At 64.7% G+C, this 14851-nt stretch carries 17 protein-coding genes, 1 tRNA gene and 1 pseudogene; 7 read left to right on the top strand and 12 right to left on the bottom strand.

Annotation, left to right across the window (positions count from 1 at the left end; genetic code table 11):
- Nucleotides 1–2: 2 nt before the first annotated feature.
- Nucleotides 3–428, bottom strand: coding sequence for an FHA domain-containing protein (locus tag NNX35_RS05735; protein ID WP_227932940.1), 426 nt, complete (start codon nt 426–428; stop codon nt 3–5).
- 59 nt (nt 429–487) lie between these two features.
- Nucleotides 488–1219, bottom strand: a complete 732-nt coding sequence (locus tag NNX35_RS05740; protein WP_255765530.1) for a DUF3662 and FHA domain-containing protein — start codon at nt 1217–1219, stop codon at nt 488–490.
- A gap of 441 nt (nt 1220–1660) precedes the next feature.
- Between NNX35_RS05740 and NNX35_RS05745 the strand changes: the two genes are divergently transcribed.
- Nucleotides 1661–1743: transfer RNA gene (locus tag NNX35_RS05745), tRNA-Leu, on the top strand.
- A gap of 161 nt (nt 1744–1904) precedes the next feature.
- Here NNX35_RS05745 and NNX35_RS05750 read toward each other — a convergent pair.
- Entirely contained in the window at nt 1905–2267 is a 363-nt protein-coding gene (locus NNX35_RS05750) for a DUF5997 family protein (protein ID WP_255765744.1), read from the bottom strand.
- 80 nt (nt 2268–2347) lie between these two features.
- On the opposite strand from NNX35_RS05750, the gene NNX35_RS05755 reads away from it, so the two are divergent.
- Both NNX35_RS05755 and NNX35_RS05760 read left to right on the top strand, forming a co-directional pair.
- Entirely contained in the window at nt 2348–3103 is a 756-nt protein-coding gene (locus NNX35_RS05755; protein WP_255765531.1) for a LysR family transcriptional regulator substrate-binding protein, read from the top strand.
- A 69-nt stretch (nt 3104–3172) separates the two neighbouring features.
- Nucleotides 3173–3550, top strand: a complete 378-nt coding sequence (locus NNX35_RS05760; RefSeq protein ID WP_227920447.1) for a VOC family protein — start codon at nt 3173–3175, stop codon at nt 3548–3550.
- Nucleotides 3551–3601: 51 nt separating this feature from the next.
- Here NNX35_RS05760 and NNX35_RS05765 read toward each other — a convergent pair whose 3' ends face one another.
- From NNX35_RS05765 to NNX35_RS05775, 3 genes are all read right to left on the bottom strand, one after another.
- Entirely contained in the window at nt 3602–5332 is a 1731-nt protein-coding gene (locus NNX35_RS05765) for a sodium:proton antiporter (protein ID WP_255765532.1), read from the bottom strand.
- A 46-nt stretch (nt 5333–5378) separates the two neighbouring features.
- The gene (locus NNX35_RS05770) at nt 5379–6155 is read right to left on the bottom strand and encodes a metal-dependent hydrolase (RefSeq protein WP_255765533.1); all 777 of its coding nucleotides are present in this window, start codon (nt 6153–6155) and stop codon (nt 5379–5381) included.
- A gap of 114 nt (nt 6156–6269) precedes the next feature.
- Nucleotides 6270–6788 (bottom strand): gluconokinase, encoded by a 519-nt coding sequence (locus NNX35_RS05775; protein WP_255765534.1) that lies wholly within the window; start codon nt 6786–6788, stop codon nt 6270–6272.
- 261 nt (nt 6789–7049) lie between these two features.
- Here NNX35_RS05775 and NNX35_RS05780 point away from each other — a divergent pair, with 261 nt between their 5' ends.
- Nucleotides 7050–7754 (top strand): FadR/GntR family transcriptional regulator, encoded by a 705-nt coding sequence (locus NNX35_RS05780; protein WP_255765535.1) that lies wholly within the window; start codon nt 7050–7052, stop codon nt 7752–7754.
- Between the two features lie 97 nt (nt 7755–7851).
- Here the strand turns inward: NNX35_RS05780 and NNX35_RS05785 are convergent, their stop codons facing one another.
- Nucleotides 7852–8349 (bottom strand): Dps family protein, encoded by a 498-nt coding sequence (locus NNX35_RS05785; RefSeq protein WP_255765536.1) that lies wholly within the window; start codon nt 8347–8349, stop codon nt 7852–7854.
- Between the two features lie 272 nt (nt 8350–8621).
- Between NNX35_RS05785 and NNX35_RS05790 the strand changes: the two are divergent.
- Nucleotides 8622–9065, top strand: a pseudogene (locus NNX35_RS05790) (SRPBCC family protein); the annotation flags it as partial.
- A gap of 223 nt (nt 9066–9288) precedes the next feature.
- Here NNX35_RS05790 and NNX35_RS05795 read toward each other — a convergent pair.
- Complete coding sequence (locus NNX35_RS05795) at nt 9289–10773, bottom strand: FAD-dependent oxidoreductase (RefSeq protein WP_255765537.1); 1485 nt, start codon at nt 10771–10773, stop codon at nt 9289–9291.
- A gap of 1 nt (nt 10774) precedes the next feature.
- Complete coding sequence (locus NNX35_RS05800; protein ID WP_255867218.1) at nt 10775–11572, bottom strand: SDR family oxidoreductase; 798 nt, start codon at nt 11570–11572, stop codon at nt 10775–10777.
- Nucleotides 11573–11702: 130 nt separating this feature from the next.
- On the opposite strand from NNX35_RS05800, the gene NNX35_RS05805 reads away from it, so the two are divergent.
- Both NNX35_RS05805 and NNX35_RS05810 read left to right on the top strand, forming a co-directional pair.
- Nucleotides 11703–12206 carry a DUF4383 domain-containing protein gene (locus tag NNX35_RS05805; protein ID WP_255867219.1) on the top strand — a complete coding sequence of 168 codons (504 nt, stop codon included), beginning with the start codon at nt 11703–11705 and terminating at the stop codon, nt 12204–12206.
- 57 nt (nt 12207–12263) lie between these two features.
- Nucleotides 12264–12503: a DUF2630 family protein gene (locus NNX35_RS05810; protein WP_255765540.1), complete on the top strand. Its 240-nt coding sequence runs from the start codon at nt 12264–12266 to the stop codon at nt 12501–12503.
- A 31-nt stretch (nt 12504–12534) separates the two neighbouring features.
- On the opposite strand, the gene NNX35_RS05815 is transcribed toward NNX35_RS05810, so the two are convergent.
- From NNX35_RS05815 to NNX35_RS05825, 3 genes are read right to left on the bottom strand one after another with little or no spacing between them, the layout of a single operon-like run.
- Nucleotides 12535–12852 carry a hypothetical protein gene (locus NNX35_RS05815; protein ID WP_255765541.1) on the bottom strand — a complete coding sequence of 106 codons (318 nt, stop codon included), beginning with the start codon at nt 12850–12852 and terminating at the stop codon, nt 12535–12537.
- Between the two features lie 5 nt (nt 12853–12857).
- A complete protein-coding gene (locus tag NNX35_RS05820) occupies nt 12858–13760 on the bottom strand; it encodes a Ku protein (RefSeq protein WP_255765542.1) in 903 nt (300 codons plus the stop codon).
- A 15-nt stretch (nt 13761–13775) separates the two neighbouring features.
- Complete coding sequence (locus NNX35_RS05825; RefSeq protein ID WP_255862202.1) at nt 13776–14711, bottom strand: thioesterase domain-containing protein; 936 nt, start codon at nt 14709–14711, stop codon at nt 13776–13778.
- Nucleotides 14712–14851 lie beyond the last annotated feature (140 nt).

Genomic DNA, 14851 nt, shown 5'->3' on the forward strand with positions numbered 1-14851 from the left:
TGTCAGGGCCTCAATTCGATGACCGTCTTACCGATGCGAATCGGCACACCGGGTTCGACGGGCAACGCCCGGGTAAGTTGGCTTCCGCCGAGATAGGTTCCGTTGGTTGAACCAAGGTCCTCAACGAACCAGCGGCTGCCCTGGGGGAAGAGGCGGGCATGGCGGCCGGAGGCGTAGTCGTCCTCCAGGACGAGGGTTGCTTCCTGTGCCCTTCCAAGCAGGATGGGGCTGGCGGCAAGGTCGAGTGTGGTGCCGCGCAGCGGGCCTTCCGTCACTACGAGTTCCCTGGGCGTGACCTTGCCGGGGGCCGGCGCACGCTGTTCAAGGTTTGGGTCTTTACGGATCTGGCGGGCCGTCGGGGTGCCGGTCCGGTTGCGGCTGCCCACGGCGAGGTCGCGCCGGATGGCGCCGACTACGCTGACCACCATGATCCACAGCAGGATCAGGAAGCCGTAGCGCAGGAGTGTTTCAGTTAATTCGCTGAGCACTAACGTCCCCCGGTCCGGACAGGCAGCAGCCGAAAGACGATTCGGGTGCGTCCCATGGTGATTGTGGATCCGTCGGTAAGCACTGCTTCACCTTGAACTTTCTGGCCGTTGACGAAGCTGCCGTTGGTGGACCCCAGATCGATGGCACGGCTGGCACCGTTCTCGGTACGGATCTCCAGATGGCGGCGTGAAACACCGGTGTCGTCCACGAGGATGTCGGCTTCGGAGGAGCGTCCCAGAACCACTGAGGGGGCGTTGAGGGTGTAGCGCTGGCCGTCAACGTCCAGGACGGGCTGCATACGAGCCGATGGTCCCTGCCGGGGTGCAGGAGGAGAGGGCATCCGGGCTTGGGCCGAGGGGGACTTTTCAGTGGATGAATCCACTTCAAGTACCCCTGCCTTAAGGGAGGAATCGCGGGTAAACGAAACCCGTACCGGGCCCTGAAGTGTGTAGGACTGGCTGCGTGCATGCTTAATAACCACGTCGCAGAGCTCTTCAGCCAGGGGTGCGCCCCACTTCTGTGCCTGGGTGAAGTCCGAGGTGGATAGCCGCACAGTAAAGACATTCGGTGCCAGCGTCCGGCCCTGGCCCAGGACCATGGAATGCTGATCCAGTTCCTTGCGGAGTGCGATGGCAAGCTCCAGCGGTTCAACACGGCCGGACGAACCGGACGCGAAAGCACCACGAACAATCTTTTCGATGCCGCGTTCGACATTGTCGAGTATGCCCAAGTTCGTCTCCTTCCGTGTCCTGTCCAGTGAATTGCCTCGTCTGCAGTACCTGCCCGGGCACCGGGGTGCGGGCGGAATCGTCCGCCGGGACTGGTTCGGGACCGGTTCCGGCAGGGCACAGGTACATACGTCCACTTCGATAGTACTGGTGACGGCAGATAATTGTCTTACCGCCGTCCCGGCGCCCCGCGTTCCGGCGCGGCCGATGTGCCAAGCCGGTTGCCGCTTCACACCGGTCCCCTGAGCGGCCGGGGGAACAGCCGTCGATTCCTTGCAACAGCGCGGTTTTCTGGTTGCCTCGGCGGCCGTTTAGGTGTTTGGCCAAAATGCCGGTATGCTTGATTCTGCTGTTCCCGAGGAAACGCAACGAATGATCACAGACAGGATCCGCTTGGATCGTGTGAGATTGTCCGCACAGCGTTGCCGCGGGAAACCATTTATGCGCGAGTGGCGGAACGGCAGACGCGCTGGCTTCAGGTGCCAGTGTCCGAAAGGGCGTGGGGGTTCAAATCCCCCCTCGCGCACATAGAAAAGAATGACCCCGGCCAAACGGCCGGGGTCATTCTTTTTTGCGTCCCGGGTGGTCATCCCCCGGAGCAGGGGAGACGGACAAAGGGAGGGGCCGCGCAGCAGCTGCGCAGCCCCTCCCTTATGTGCGTATTGCGAATCCGGCGAGCCGAAGCTCCTAGGCGCGTTCCGCCTTCTTGGCTTCGGCTTCCTTTACCCGCTGGGCTTCCGCACGGACGGCAGCAAAGCTCGCACGTTCCTCAACCAGCCAGGCCGGAGGCTCGGCAAGCAGCGCCTTGATTTCCTCGGTGGTCAGGGCCTCGGTCACGCCGGCGCGGGTCAAACCGCCGATCGAGACGTTGAGCTTCTGCGCCACGACGGGGCGCGGATGCGGGCCGGTGCGGCGCAGCTCGGTGAGCCACTCAGGCGGATTGGACTGCAGTTCGTCGAATTGGGCCCGCGAAATAGGACCGTCCTGGAAATCCTGCGGCGCTGCGGGCAGATAGATGCCCAGCTTCTTGGCTGCCGTGGCAGGCTTCATGGATTGGGGAGATTTCTCGGTGGTCATATTCCAAGGGTATCCGCCCGCCGCGCCACCTCCCGGTGGGCTAAGGTGTTTTGATGCCCACAGACACATCAGCATCCCTGCAGGGGGCGACGTCGCGGCCGCTGACCGTGGCCTATGTACCGGGCGTGACGCCGGGCAAATGGATCACCCGCTGGCGTGAACGGCAGGACCAGGAACTGAGGACGTTCCAGTGTGAGGAGCCCGCAGCGCTGGAGGAACTTGCCTCCAACCGGGCGGACCTGGCGTTTATCCGTATTCCCGCCGAAGGTTTCGCGCGCCCGGACGGCGTGAACGTGATTCCGCTGTACGAAGAGCAGCCGGTGGCCGCTGCCTCAAAGGAGCACCCGCTGGCGGCCTTCGACGCCGTCGACCTCGCCGATCTCGACGGCGAGACGATCCTGGACATTGACGAGATGGGCGGGGCCGCCGTCGCCCTTGAGGTGGCTGCCGCCGGCAGCGGTGTTGTGATCCTCCCCATGTCCGTAGCCCGCCTGCACTCCCGGAAGGACGTTGCAGCGCGGCCCGTGAACGGTGTTCCGGCAACACGGATCGGAATTGCCTGGTTGCAGGACCGGGACGAGCCGGACATCGAAGAGTTCATCGGGGTGGTGCGGGGACGGACCGCGAACAGCTCCCGCCAGCCCTCCATCCAGGCTGAACAGAAGTCCTCGGCCAAGAAGCGGACCAAGGAGCGCCAGGCCCGGAGCGCGGCCAAGCCCGCGGCAAAGTCCGCGGCAAAATCCGGCGGGCGTCCCGCAGGCAAGGGAAAAGGCGCAGGCAAGAACGGCAAACCGCGCCGCAGCCGTTGAAGCACCGTTGATTCCACAGCTGATCCGGCACTGCTGACACCGGCCGGGGCCGGAGGTACCCTTTCGCAGATGCGGATCAAAATGAGCGGCATCCATGTGGTCGACCCGGAACGTGCCTACGAGTTCTACACGGGTACCCTTGGCCTGGAACCCTTGATGGCCATGCCGGAGTACAACCTGTTCATTGTCTGTTCGCCTGAAGATCCGGGTGGTCCGGGGCTGCTGCTCGAACCCAGCGACAACCCGGTTGCCGAAGCGTACCGGACGGGGCTGTACCGGGAGCAGCTGCCCGTGCTGGTGCTTGGCGTACCGGATGTGCAGGCGGAGTATGAGCGGTTATCGGGGCTCGGCGTCCAGTTCCTCGGTGAACCCACCCTTGATTCGACGGGCGCCCAGGCGGTTTTCGACGACGGCTGCGGCAACTACCTCCAGCTTCACCAGGACTAACGCGGAGGCGGCGGTGCCCAGACCGCCGTCCAGCGCCTGGGAACACCGCCGCTAGCGTTCCCCCAGCCGCGGGCGGAGGCGGGATTCCTCCAGGTCCAGCAGCCGCTGCGCCTCCGAAAGGGTTCGGGACGCATAGCGTCCCTCACGGCGGGCCAGCAGCAACTGGTCCCGTTCGGCCTCGACGACGGCGCGGCGCAGTACGCGGTATTGGAGCTGCGGCGTCGGATCCTCATTTTCCCCGAGTGCACGTACCCGTTCCCAGGCCAGTTCGCTGCGGAGGAAGGTGCTCTGGCGGACCCTTTCGACGACATCCGGGTCCACCTCCCGGCGTACGCCCGGGCATTGCGCAGGCTGCTCCAGAACGCTGAGCCCGGCACCGCTGAGCTCGTCCAGCAGCTTGGCCAGCTCCCTCTGGTCCGATGCCACATCCCGGCCCTGAACCCCCAGGAGGCGGATCAGCCACGGCAGGGTGACGCCCTGCAGCAGCAGGGTTGCCACGGCCACCGTGAAAGCGATCAGCACCAGCTGCTCGTGGTACGGGGTCTGCTCCGGCAGGGACTGGGCCGCGGCCAGGGTCACCACGCCCCGCATACCGGACCAGGAGATCACCATGCCGCCGCGCCAGCCCAAACCCTCGCGGCCGAGTTGCTCGACGTCGGCCCGGCGGCGGAGGTAGAGCAGCTCGGCCCGCCGATGCCGCCTGCGCTGCCGATCGTCGTTCAGCCCGCCAGCCTTGATCCGGTCCAGGCCCAGCCGGAACCGCTTGGTCCGCCGTTCCTGGTGACGGACCTTCAGCCGCAGCAGGTAGATCAGCGGAGTAACCCAGGCGAAGCGCAGCAGGATCAGCAGCACGGTGGTTGCCAGGCCGATCAGTACGGCATCGAGGACCGGAAGGAGGCTGGCGTCGATGTTCTCCACCAGATGCCGCAGTTCGAGTCCCATTAGGAGGAAAACGCCGTTTTCCAATAGGAACTGGATGGTCCGCCAGTTGATGCTGTCATTGATCCGGGCCTGCGCCGTCAGCGCTGAGGCACTGCGGTGCCCGGTGTACAGCCCGGCCACGACCACGGCGAGGACCCCCGAGGCCCCGGCTTCCTCCGCCGGAATGAAGGCAATAAAGGGAACCACAAAGGAGATTGCCGTATCCAGGACCGGATCGGAGAGTTTCGATCGGACATAGACCGTGGCCGCGCCTACCAGCAGGCCGACAAGAACGGCAACGACGACCGCGAAACCGAAGTCACCGATGCCGGCCCAGATGCTCGACAGGCCCCCGGCGGAGGCGGCGACGGCGGAGCGCAGCAGCACCAGGGCGGTGGCATCATTGACCAGCCCCTCGCCTTCGAGCACCGTGACCAGGCGCGGCGGCAGACCCAGCTTCTTTCCGATCGAAGTGGCAGCGACGGCGTCGGGCGGACTGACGACGGCGCCCAGTGCCACCGCGGCGGCGAAGTTCAGGTCCGGCAGCAGCAGGTAAAGGAGGAGCCCCGTGGCAAAAGCCGAAAACAGGACGAGGAAGACGGACAACGAGGAAATGGCACCGATGTTGCGCCGGAAGTCCACCACGGGGACGTTCACCGCGGCGGCATAGAGCAATGGGGGCAGCACCCCCATCAGGATCCATTCGTGCGGAACGGAGAACTCCGGCACGCCCGGCGTGTAGGAAAGCGCCAGCCCCACCACCACCAGGATCAGCGGTGCAGCTATCCCGAGGCGTTTGGAAAAGGCAGCAACCGTCACAATGACGGCAACACCCACTACAGCAAAAAGAGCCAGTTCCACACTTCAACTTTAGTCCCGCCCGGGTGTGCTCCCGTCCCCGGAAGGGCTAGGTATAGGGGGACCAGCCGGTCAGCGCCGTCATGCCGTCCACGGTGACGCCGTAAATCGCGTAAATGGTCACGGGCACCATCAGGGCCCATTCCCGCCATGAGCCGGCCGCGCCGATCAGGGGCAGCGAGAAGCAGCCGCTGCTCCGCCAGAGCTTACTGACAACAGGGAATCGGACCAGGGACCGCGGGCGTTTGATCCGCAGCGGCCACAGGATCATTACGCCCTGGTGGGTGAGGAGGTCGCCGACAATATGCACTGCCACGCCCAGGCCCACCGCCACCGGCAGCCAGTCATTGTTTTCCGGGGCATAGACGGCAATGAACCCCGAGAAAACCAGGGCGAGGAACCAGCTGCGAACCGGTCCGCCGGCGATTTTCAGCGCCTTGAAGGCAAATCCCATCAGCAGGACGGACAGGATCCCCGCGCCCACCGCCACTGATCCGAAGACCGGCACCTCGGTGGTCACTTTGCCCAGTGCTGTCGCCAGCGCCACGAAGACCGCCAGCCCGAGCAGGGAATGCGTGCCGCGCCGGTGGCCGCCGCTGACGGCCTCCGTAAAGCGGGCAAGGATTTTGGTGAGCGGGGGAAGGGAATGGGCAATGGTCCCGCTGTGATGGTCGAGATCGGGCAGCAGGGCAGCGCCGGCGGTCAACAGGGCACCGGTGACGACGCCGAGCGGCGTCACCGGATACCAGCCGAAGGCGTGGGGAGCGGTGGAGGCGACGGCAACCCAGGCCGCAGCGCCGCTAGCGGCATGGTGGCCACCCATCATGGTTGAAAAGTCCTTCCAGAGGGCGGTGCAGGCGCCAAAAGAGTTTATTGAAGCTACCTATTTTTCCACGGTTTCTTCGGGCCTTCGTTCACCTTGGGCCGAGGGCGCAGGTGCTTAGGCAACTGTGAATCCCAGGTGCCTAAGAATGGCCTCCACGATTTCCGCAGGAGAATCCGTTATTTCAATCCGGATACCGGCCTCGTCCAGTGAAAGCGGCTCCAACGTGCTCAACTGCGAGGGAAGCAGGGACGGCGGCATGAAATGTCCGCTTCGGGTTTTCATGCGTTCGGCAAGCACCTCGCTGCTCCCGTCCAGGTGGACGAACGTAACGTCCCCGGTTGCCTGCGCAAGGACGTTCCGGTACGTGCGTTTCAACGCGGAACAAGTGACGATGGTGCACCGGCCGTTTTCCGCCTGGACACCCATCCAGTCGCGGATGGCGTAGAGCCACGGCCAACGGTCGTCGTCGTCCAGGGGGACGCCGGCGGACATCTTGGCAATATTAACGGCCGGATGGAACTCATCAGCCTCTGCGGCGATCCATCCGAGCCGTTTGGAAAGCAGGTTGGCGATGGTGGTTTTGCCCGATCCGGCAACACCCATGATGACGAGGTGCTGTGCAGTTTGGGACATTGAAATCTCCTTGGGACGCCGTTGTCGCGGGTTCGGACCGGTTTGCTGACCCGAACTTCTGAGCACAAAGGTATCACCAACTGATGGAGCGGGACCGGATGAATCGGGGCACCGTTGGCGGCTGATCAAAGGCGGGCCTCGGAGGCTAGGCTGAAGCAGGGGGCGGGTGGCCGGTCTCAGCGGTATCCCCGCCGATTAGGCGCCCCCACTCATATGCATTCTAGGGAATATACAAAGGAACGTAGCTGGAAAGATGCGGATATGAACGAACATGCCGGCCCGCCGGCCGCGGTCCTGAACGCCCGGATCATCGAGGTCCTGGGCCAGGACATAACCTCCGGTGTGCTTGCCCCGGGGGACCGGCTCACGCTTGACGGGCTGCAGCAGGAGTTCGGAGTTTCTCGAACCGTGGTCCGCGACTGCATGCGGATCCTCGAGTCCATGAACCTGGTGTATTCCAAGCGCCGGGTCGGCATTGTGGTGCAGGAACCCCAGCTGTGGAATGTGTTCGATCCGCGGATCATCAAGTGGCGCCTGGCCGGGCCGGGCCGGGCGGAGCAGTTCCGCACCCTGACCGAACTGCGGGTGGGGGTGGAGCCGGTAGCCGCGGCGGCCGCAGCCAGTCACGCGGCACCAGCTGAGCGGGACCGGATGGTGGAGCTGGCCGCGGAGCTTCGAAGGCTCGGCGAAGCGGGGGAGCTGGATGAGTTCCTGCAGGCCGATATTGAATTCCATACGTTGCTGCTGCGTTCCAGCGGCAACGACATGTTCGCCTCGCTTCAGGACGTGGTTGCCGAAGTGCTTACCGGCCGCACCCGGCAGGGCATGATGCCGGCGAACCCGAGCGAGGCTGCCCTCCGGGGGCATGTGCTGGTGGCGGACGCCGTCGCCGCCGGCGACGGCGCTGCCGCGCTGGCGCACATGATGGATCTACTGGAAGAAGTACGGCAGGCGATCGCGGGTTAGCCGAGCCACTGGGCGCAGCTGAATGCCGGCAGTGCGGGGGACGGCAAAGGCCGGCGCACCCCTGGAAAAGGGATACGCCGGCCCGGAAGCCGGAGTCCTAGCGGGTCGGTTTCAGGTTGCTGTCTTCGGGTGTGACTACCTCTGCCGTGGCGGAAATGTTCTCGGCATCCACCATCCAGGCGTACTGCTCCAGCTTGGCAATAAAGCCGTGCAGGATGTCCGCAGTGGTCGGATCCTCTTCGTCCACCTGGTCGTGCACGTCGCGCATGGTCTTGACGACGGCCTCGAGCATGGCGACCACGTGCGTCACGGTATCGCTGGTGTCAACCAGTCCGGCGGGGAACGGCGGCAGGCTGGTGCCGTTGGCCACTGCCACGCTTCGGCCGTCCGGAACGGCGCGGAGGGCACGCATGCGCTCGGCCAGTTCATCCGCGAAGATGCGCGCGTCGTCAATGATCTCGTCAAGCTGCAGGTGCAGGTCCCGGAAGTTCTTACCTACTACGTTCCAGTGGGCCTGCTTGCCCTGCAGGTGCAGTTCGATCATGTCCACCAGGACGGCCTGCAGGTTGGTGGTCAGCTCTTCAGATGCCTTCATGTTTCCTCCAGATATTGACGAAAAATGAGTACTGGACTCACCTGCCGGAAAAAGTCCGGACACTGCAGTGCACAGCGCCGCCGGCAGGTGGATTGTTCCCCAGCCTAACCCCGGGACGCAGCTCGGAACAGAATGGACCGGTTCCCGGGACAGCTAATATAAGCAACCTTACTTCCAGTTGAAGTGACTTGTCGTCCTGTGTACGGTGAGGAAAACGGGGCCTGTGAGAAACGGCCCGGCCAAGGCAGGATTCGTACTACCGGAGGGACAGCATGACCACCGTAGAAGAGTCAATCGACGTATCAGTACCGGTTACCACCGCTTACAACCAGTGGACCCAGTTCGAGTCCTTCCCCCACTTCATGGGCGGCGTTCTCTCCATTACCCAGCTTTCGGACACCACCACACACTGGGTGACCAAGGTGGCCGGCGTCGAGCGGGAATTCGACACGGAAATCACCGAGCAGCACCCGGATGAGCGGGTCGCCTGGAAGAGTACGGACGGAAAGTCCCATGCCGGCGTCGTAACGTTCCACCGCCTGGGCGACGCCGAGACCCGGGTGACCGTCCAACTGGACTGGGATCCCGAAAACATCGTTGAGAAGCTGGGGTCCGTGGTCGGCGCCGATGACCGGCAGGTCAAGGCCGACCTCGCTCGTTTCAAGGAATTCATTGAAAGCCGCGGATCGGAAACGGGTTCGTGGCGGGGAAATGTTGACGCTCCCGGTAATGCCGCCACCGGCGCGGCCGGCACGGCTCCCGTAGGACCTACCTCCACCGACACATCGCGGCTGGCGGCAGCCCCGGACGCGGATCCGGCGATGGATGACCCGGAATCCGGCGGACCCCGGGCCGGCCTCTAGCCGCCCGGCTGGTTAAGCAAAGACTGCGGATGCCTGCAAGGCATCCGCAGTCTTTGGTTAAAACCGGGTCCGGAGATCAGGCGGGATCGAGGTTCTTAACCGCGGGACCTTCCAGCAGCGTTCCCTTGGCCGTGAACCGGGAGCCGTGCAGCGGACAATCCCAGGACTGTTCGGCGTCGTTCCAGTTCAAGACCCCCTTGAGGTGCGGGCACACGGCCGACACCCGGCTGGTCTCGCCGGCGACGGTGCAGGTACCCACCGGCTTGCCGTTCTCCCGGGACACCACACCCTGCCCCTCCGGCGGGGCCGTGTCGGTGCTGTTGACCAGTCCGGCGGCCCAGCCGGTGAGCATGGAGAGCCCCACCTCGGCGTTGTCACGCAGGGTGGACGCGGCATCCAGCGGGGCCACCCGGGGCTTGTACAGCTCGCGCGCCCACGGGTTCTCTCCGCCGAGAATCTCCGCGCTCAGGGCCAGAGACGCCGCGACGGCATTGGTCATGCCCCACTTGTTGTAACCGGTGGCTACATAGATGTTGGATCCCATCAGCGGCAACTGCCCGACGTAGGGCAGGCTGCGTGCCGGCGAGTAATCCTGCGCCGACCAGGCATAGCTGGCCGCGCTTCCCACCGCGAAGTTCTCCTCGGTCCAGTCCACCAGATCGTCCACCAGTTCCTGGGTGTGCTTTTTCCGCCCGACCGTGTGCCCGTTGCCCCCGGCGAGCAGGTAGGAAATACCGTCTGCCTCCGCGGTCCGCAGGGAGCGGGTGGGCGAATCGACGGAGAGGTACATGCCCTGCGGAACCGTTCCCGTCACCGGCAGGGCCACTGCGTAGGAACGCTCGGGTTTCAGGACGGCAAAGTAGCCGCCGCGGTCAAGGATCGGGATGCCGGTGGCCAGCACCAGGTGCCGCGCCGTGACCTCGCCCTGGCTGGTTCCGACCTTGATGCCGGCACCCTCCTCGTGGCGCGCGCCGGTCACCCGGACGCCCTCGATCAGGGTGCCGCCGTGGGCGCGGTAATCCTTGGCCAGGCCGGCAAGCACAGTCATCGGCTGGATCTGCGCCTGGTCGCGAAGCCGCAGGGCGCCCGTGGTTTCAAAGGGAAGCTCGGTCTCCGTGGTGAACTCGACGTCGAGCCCTGCCTCCTTGGCTGCCTCGTGTTCCTTCCGCAGGCTCTTGAGTCCCTGCTCGGTGGTGGCGTAGGTGTACGCGTCCCGGACCTCGTAGCCAATCCCGTTTTCGTCGCAGAATCGCAGCAGCCAGCTTTGTCCCTGCCGGTTGGCTTCCACATACTGGCGGGCAGTCTCCGCGTTATGATGCGACGTGATGCTGGACAGCTGTGTTCCCTGCAGGAGGGAAACCTTGGCCGTGGTGTTGCCGGTAGCGACCGCACCTACCGTGCGTGCTTCCAGGATGGCCACGCGCTGTCCGCTGCGTGCCAGCAGGGCTGCCGTGGTGAGGCCGGTGAGTCCGGCGCCGACCACCACGGTGTCGTAGGACGCCCCGGGGTCGAAGGGATCAGAGGGTATAACGGGCGCGGTATCGAGCCATAGAGATTTCAAGTTATCCTTCCCGCCAAGCTGACGAAGTGATGTGGGAGCCGCCCTGCGGTCCCATCTGGAGCATGCCGCCGTCGACGGCCCAGGAGGCCCCCGTGACGTAGGACGACGCCGGTGAAGCCAGGAAGGCCACGACGTCGGCAATCTCGGTGGCATAGCCGGGCCGGCCCAGCGGAATGCCGGGGCGGTCCTCGGCCTGCGGGTCGGAGTCCGTCTGCCCCGTCATGGGTGTGGCGATTTCCCCGGGCGCCACCGAATTGGCCGTGATCCCGTAGCTGCCCAGCTCCAGGGCGATGGTCTTGATCAGCCCGCCGAGCCCGTGCTTGGAGGCGGTGTACGCCGCGGCGCCCACTCGCGGCTGGAGTTCGTGGACGCTGGTGACGGCGATCAGCCGGCCGCCGTTGCCGGCCGCGACCATGCGCTGAGCTGCCCGCTGCAGGCAGACAAAAGCCCCGCTGAGGTTGGTGTCCAGGGTGGTGCGCCAGGCGTCATGGCCCAGCTCCAGGAACTTCTGCCCGTCCCCGGTCCCCGAGTTGTTGACGAACACGTCCAGGCCGCCCAGCTTCTCCGCCAGGGAATCCACCACGTCCGCGCACCCTGGGAGATCGGTGGTGTCCAGATGGGCCACGACGGCGGTGCGGCCGTGCGAACGGACCTCCTCAGCAGTGTCCATGGCACCCTGTTCATCCGAATGCCAGGTGATGCCCACATCCATTCCCGCCTTGGCCAGTGCTACGGCGGCGGCGCGTCCTATGCCGGAATCAGACCCCGTGACTATTGCCGTTTTAGGCGCAAACCCCATCTGGTACCCCCTCATGGTCCTGGAAAGTCAGCATGCTTCCCACCTTGCCCCAATTGTGCAACAGTTTAAAGCCCTGATCACCGAATCCTCCCGGTCCGGTTCTCCGGTGCTGCGGAGCAGAGGAGTCATCATGGCATACCCCAGCTACGGTTCCAGCGGCGGTCTCTCGGCGCGCAGGACCAATGCGCAGAAAGCCGCAATTGCATTCGGGATTGTTTTCCTGCTTATCGGAGTCCTGGGGTTCATTCCCGGGGCCACCATCAATTACAGCCAGCTTTACTTCTCGGGTTACGCATCCGAAGCCGCACTTCTGGGCATATTCCAGGTCTCGGTGCTCCACAACGTGGTCCACATGCTGCTGGGCTTCGCCGGGCTGGCCCTGGCGCGAAAGCACTCCTCGGCCAAGCTCTATTTGCTGGGAGGAGGCATCCTCTACGCCCTGCTCTTCATTTACGGGCTGCTCATCCCGCTGGAGTCGGACGCCAACTTCGTTCCCTTCAACACGGCGGACAATTGGCTGCACGCAGTGCTGGCAGTGGTGATGATCCTGCTGGGTATCTTCCTGGGACGTGAGAGCGAACCGAGCTCGTACCGCAGCAACCCGAACCCCGGTGAAGGATCAGTTCCCAACTAGCCGGGCTGCCGCGTCCGATGCTGGAATCCGCCGCCCGCCCCGGTTAGCGTTGGAGCCATGGACGAACAGGAAATCCAGCACCGGATCCAGGAACTCGTAGCGCAGGAGCAGTCCCTGCGGGAGACGGATCCGGGTGCGGAACCCGAGAAACACGCCGCGGAACTCAGGCGGGTGGAGGAACAGCTGGACCAGTACTGGGACCTTCTCCGCCAGCGGCGGGCCAAGGCCGACGCCGGGCAGAACCCGGATGAGGCGCAGGAACGGCCCGTGGGTGAAGTCGAGGGATACCGCCAGTAGGGACCATCCCGTACGGCCGGCCCCGAGCGGACTAGTGCTGCTGCCGGCTGCTGACGGACATTTTCGGCGTGCCGGCTTCAGCTTCCCGGTCTGCCGGGCCGGCGACCTGGTGCAGCAGGGTGGCGGCACCGATGCTGCGCCGGAAGCCGCTGTCACCTCGGAAGGTCTCCCCAAGGGCCCAGACCATCAGGCAGCCTTTGCTGAGGGTCTTAAGCAGCCCGGCGTTCCTGGGCGTCAGTGCCATCATGGACGCCACGCCAAACAGGCCCCAGCCGATGAGCGGCCCGTTGGGCACCTTGAAAACAGTCTGCCGGCCGAACCGGTCCGTGAAGAAATTGCGAGATGCCATAGCGGTCAGGCGCCTTTCCGGGTTTTGGCTGTGCTTTTGGTGCCTTTGGAGTTCGCGGTTTTGGCGGGAGCCTTCTTGGTGCCGTCCTCTTTGGTGCTTTTACTGTCGGTGCCGCTCTTTTTATCGCGGTTCTTCTCTACGCTCCGCCGCAGCGCCTCCATGAGGTCCAGGACCTTGCCGCCCTCGTCCTCCTCGGATTCTCCGCCGAAGGTCTCCTCCGTGTCGAGCGATTCTCCCTGTTCGAGCTTGGCATCGATCAGGGTTTTGAGCTGCTCTTGGTAATCGTCGGTGAATTCGGAAGGATCGAAGTCCCCGCTGAAGGAATCCACGAGGGCCGAGGACATCTCCAGCTCCTTGGCGGAAATCCGCACCTTTTCGTCGAGGGAGGGGAAGGTGGCCTCCCGGACCTCGTCCTCCCACAGCAGGGTCTGGAGGGTCAGCACGTCACCGCGTACGCGCAGGGCACCCAGCCGGCTCTTCTGCCGGAGCGAGAACTGGACGATAGCCGTGCGGTCGGTGTCCTCAAGGGTGCGGCGCAGCAGCACGTAGGACTTCGTCGATTTGGAGTCCGGCTCCAGATAGTACGTCCGGTCAAACAGGATGGGATCCACCTGCTCGCTGGGCACGAATTCCACGACGTCGATTTCCCGGCTTTTCTCCACGGGAAGGGAGGCCAGATCCTCGTCGGTAAGGACCACCGTCTGCTCGCCGTCGTCGTACGCCTTTGCGATGTCCTTGTATTCCACCACCTCGCCGCAGATCTCGCAGCGGCGCTGGTAGCGGATGCGCCCGCCGTCTTTGCCATGCACCTGGTGAAGGCTGACGTCGTGGTCCTCGGTGGCGGCATAAACCTTGACCGGCACGTTGACCAGCCCAAACGCAATGGCGCCTTTCCAGATCGCTCTCATGTAGTCCAGTGAACACTAGATTCCGGTTCCGTTGCCAGAGCCGGGTTTGTCTGCGCGTGCCTCCCGCAGATGCTCCCACAGCTGCCGGTACACACGCGGATCGGAAAAATAGGCGGTATGGGATTCGGGAAAGGGTTTGCCGGAGTCCACTTCGCTGTCGGTCACGTTCACCTCCCGGCCGGCAAACACGCGTTCGGCGCAGAAGGAGATCAGGTCGCGCTCGTCCCAGAAATTCAACCAGGGGACTGCGGGCCCTGAACCGCCGCGGACTGGACCGAGATAGGCGAGGGCATCGAGGAGGTAGAACCACGGCGCCTGCGAGCCCACGGTCACCAGCAAATCCACGCGGATGCCGTCCGCTTCGGGGGAACTGAGCAGGTCGACAGCTGCCACGGAGCCGAGGCTGTGGCCGAACAATACGACAGGTGCGTCCTGGTCCGTGCTGCGCAGGGTGTCCGCAATGCGGGCACAGGCAGCCGGACCGTGGCGCAGATAGAAGGCAACCTTGCCGAAGAAGCTGCCCGCGGCGTCGGTGAGGCGGATCCGGTGCCGGATCCCCGCCTCCGTGAGCACACCCAGGACCAGATCCTGCAGCGTCTCGCCCAGGAATGCCGCGTCAGGGCGCGCCGGCGGGGCACCGGTGCTGGAGGCCTGTTTCAGCGGATCAGCCGCTCCCAGGTCCATGCCGAAAAGGGCCAGGGCCAAGGACGTATCGGTCACTCCGGGCGGATCGTCGGCGACATACCGCGGGGGCAATGCCGGGACAAAGCTGACATTGTCGGGTGCGGCGGCGGCCCAGTCGACCGCCAGCACCCGGTAATCGGACAATCCCGGCACCGCTGCCATCTGCTCCCGGATCCGGTCCGCGAGCTGCGGATTGGGCTGGCCGGTGCCCGGCAGGAAAACCAGCGTTCCGGGTTTCTCCGGTGGTCCGAGGGGTGCGGGATCCATGGCTGCCTCCTTCGTTGCGGCGGCACCTTCACCGACCGCGCAAGGCAGCGGTTTCGGCCCGATAGGGACACTTTCACATGCCGCAGTCCCGGCCGCCAGCGAAGGGGAGGGAAGGACGGAATCCGGGTGGCTTGGCACGG

It is taken from the genome of Arthrobacter sp. zg-Y844, assembly GCF_024385465.1.
In the GTDB taxonomy this organism is placed as follows: domain Bacteria; phylum Actinomycetota; class Actinomycetes; order Actinomycetales; family Micrococcaceae; genus Arthrobacter_B.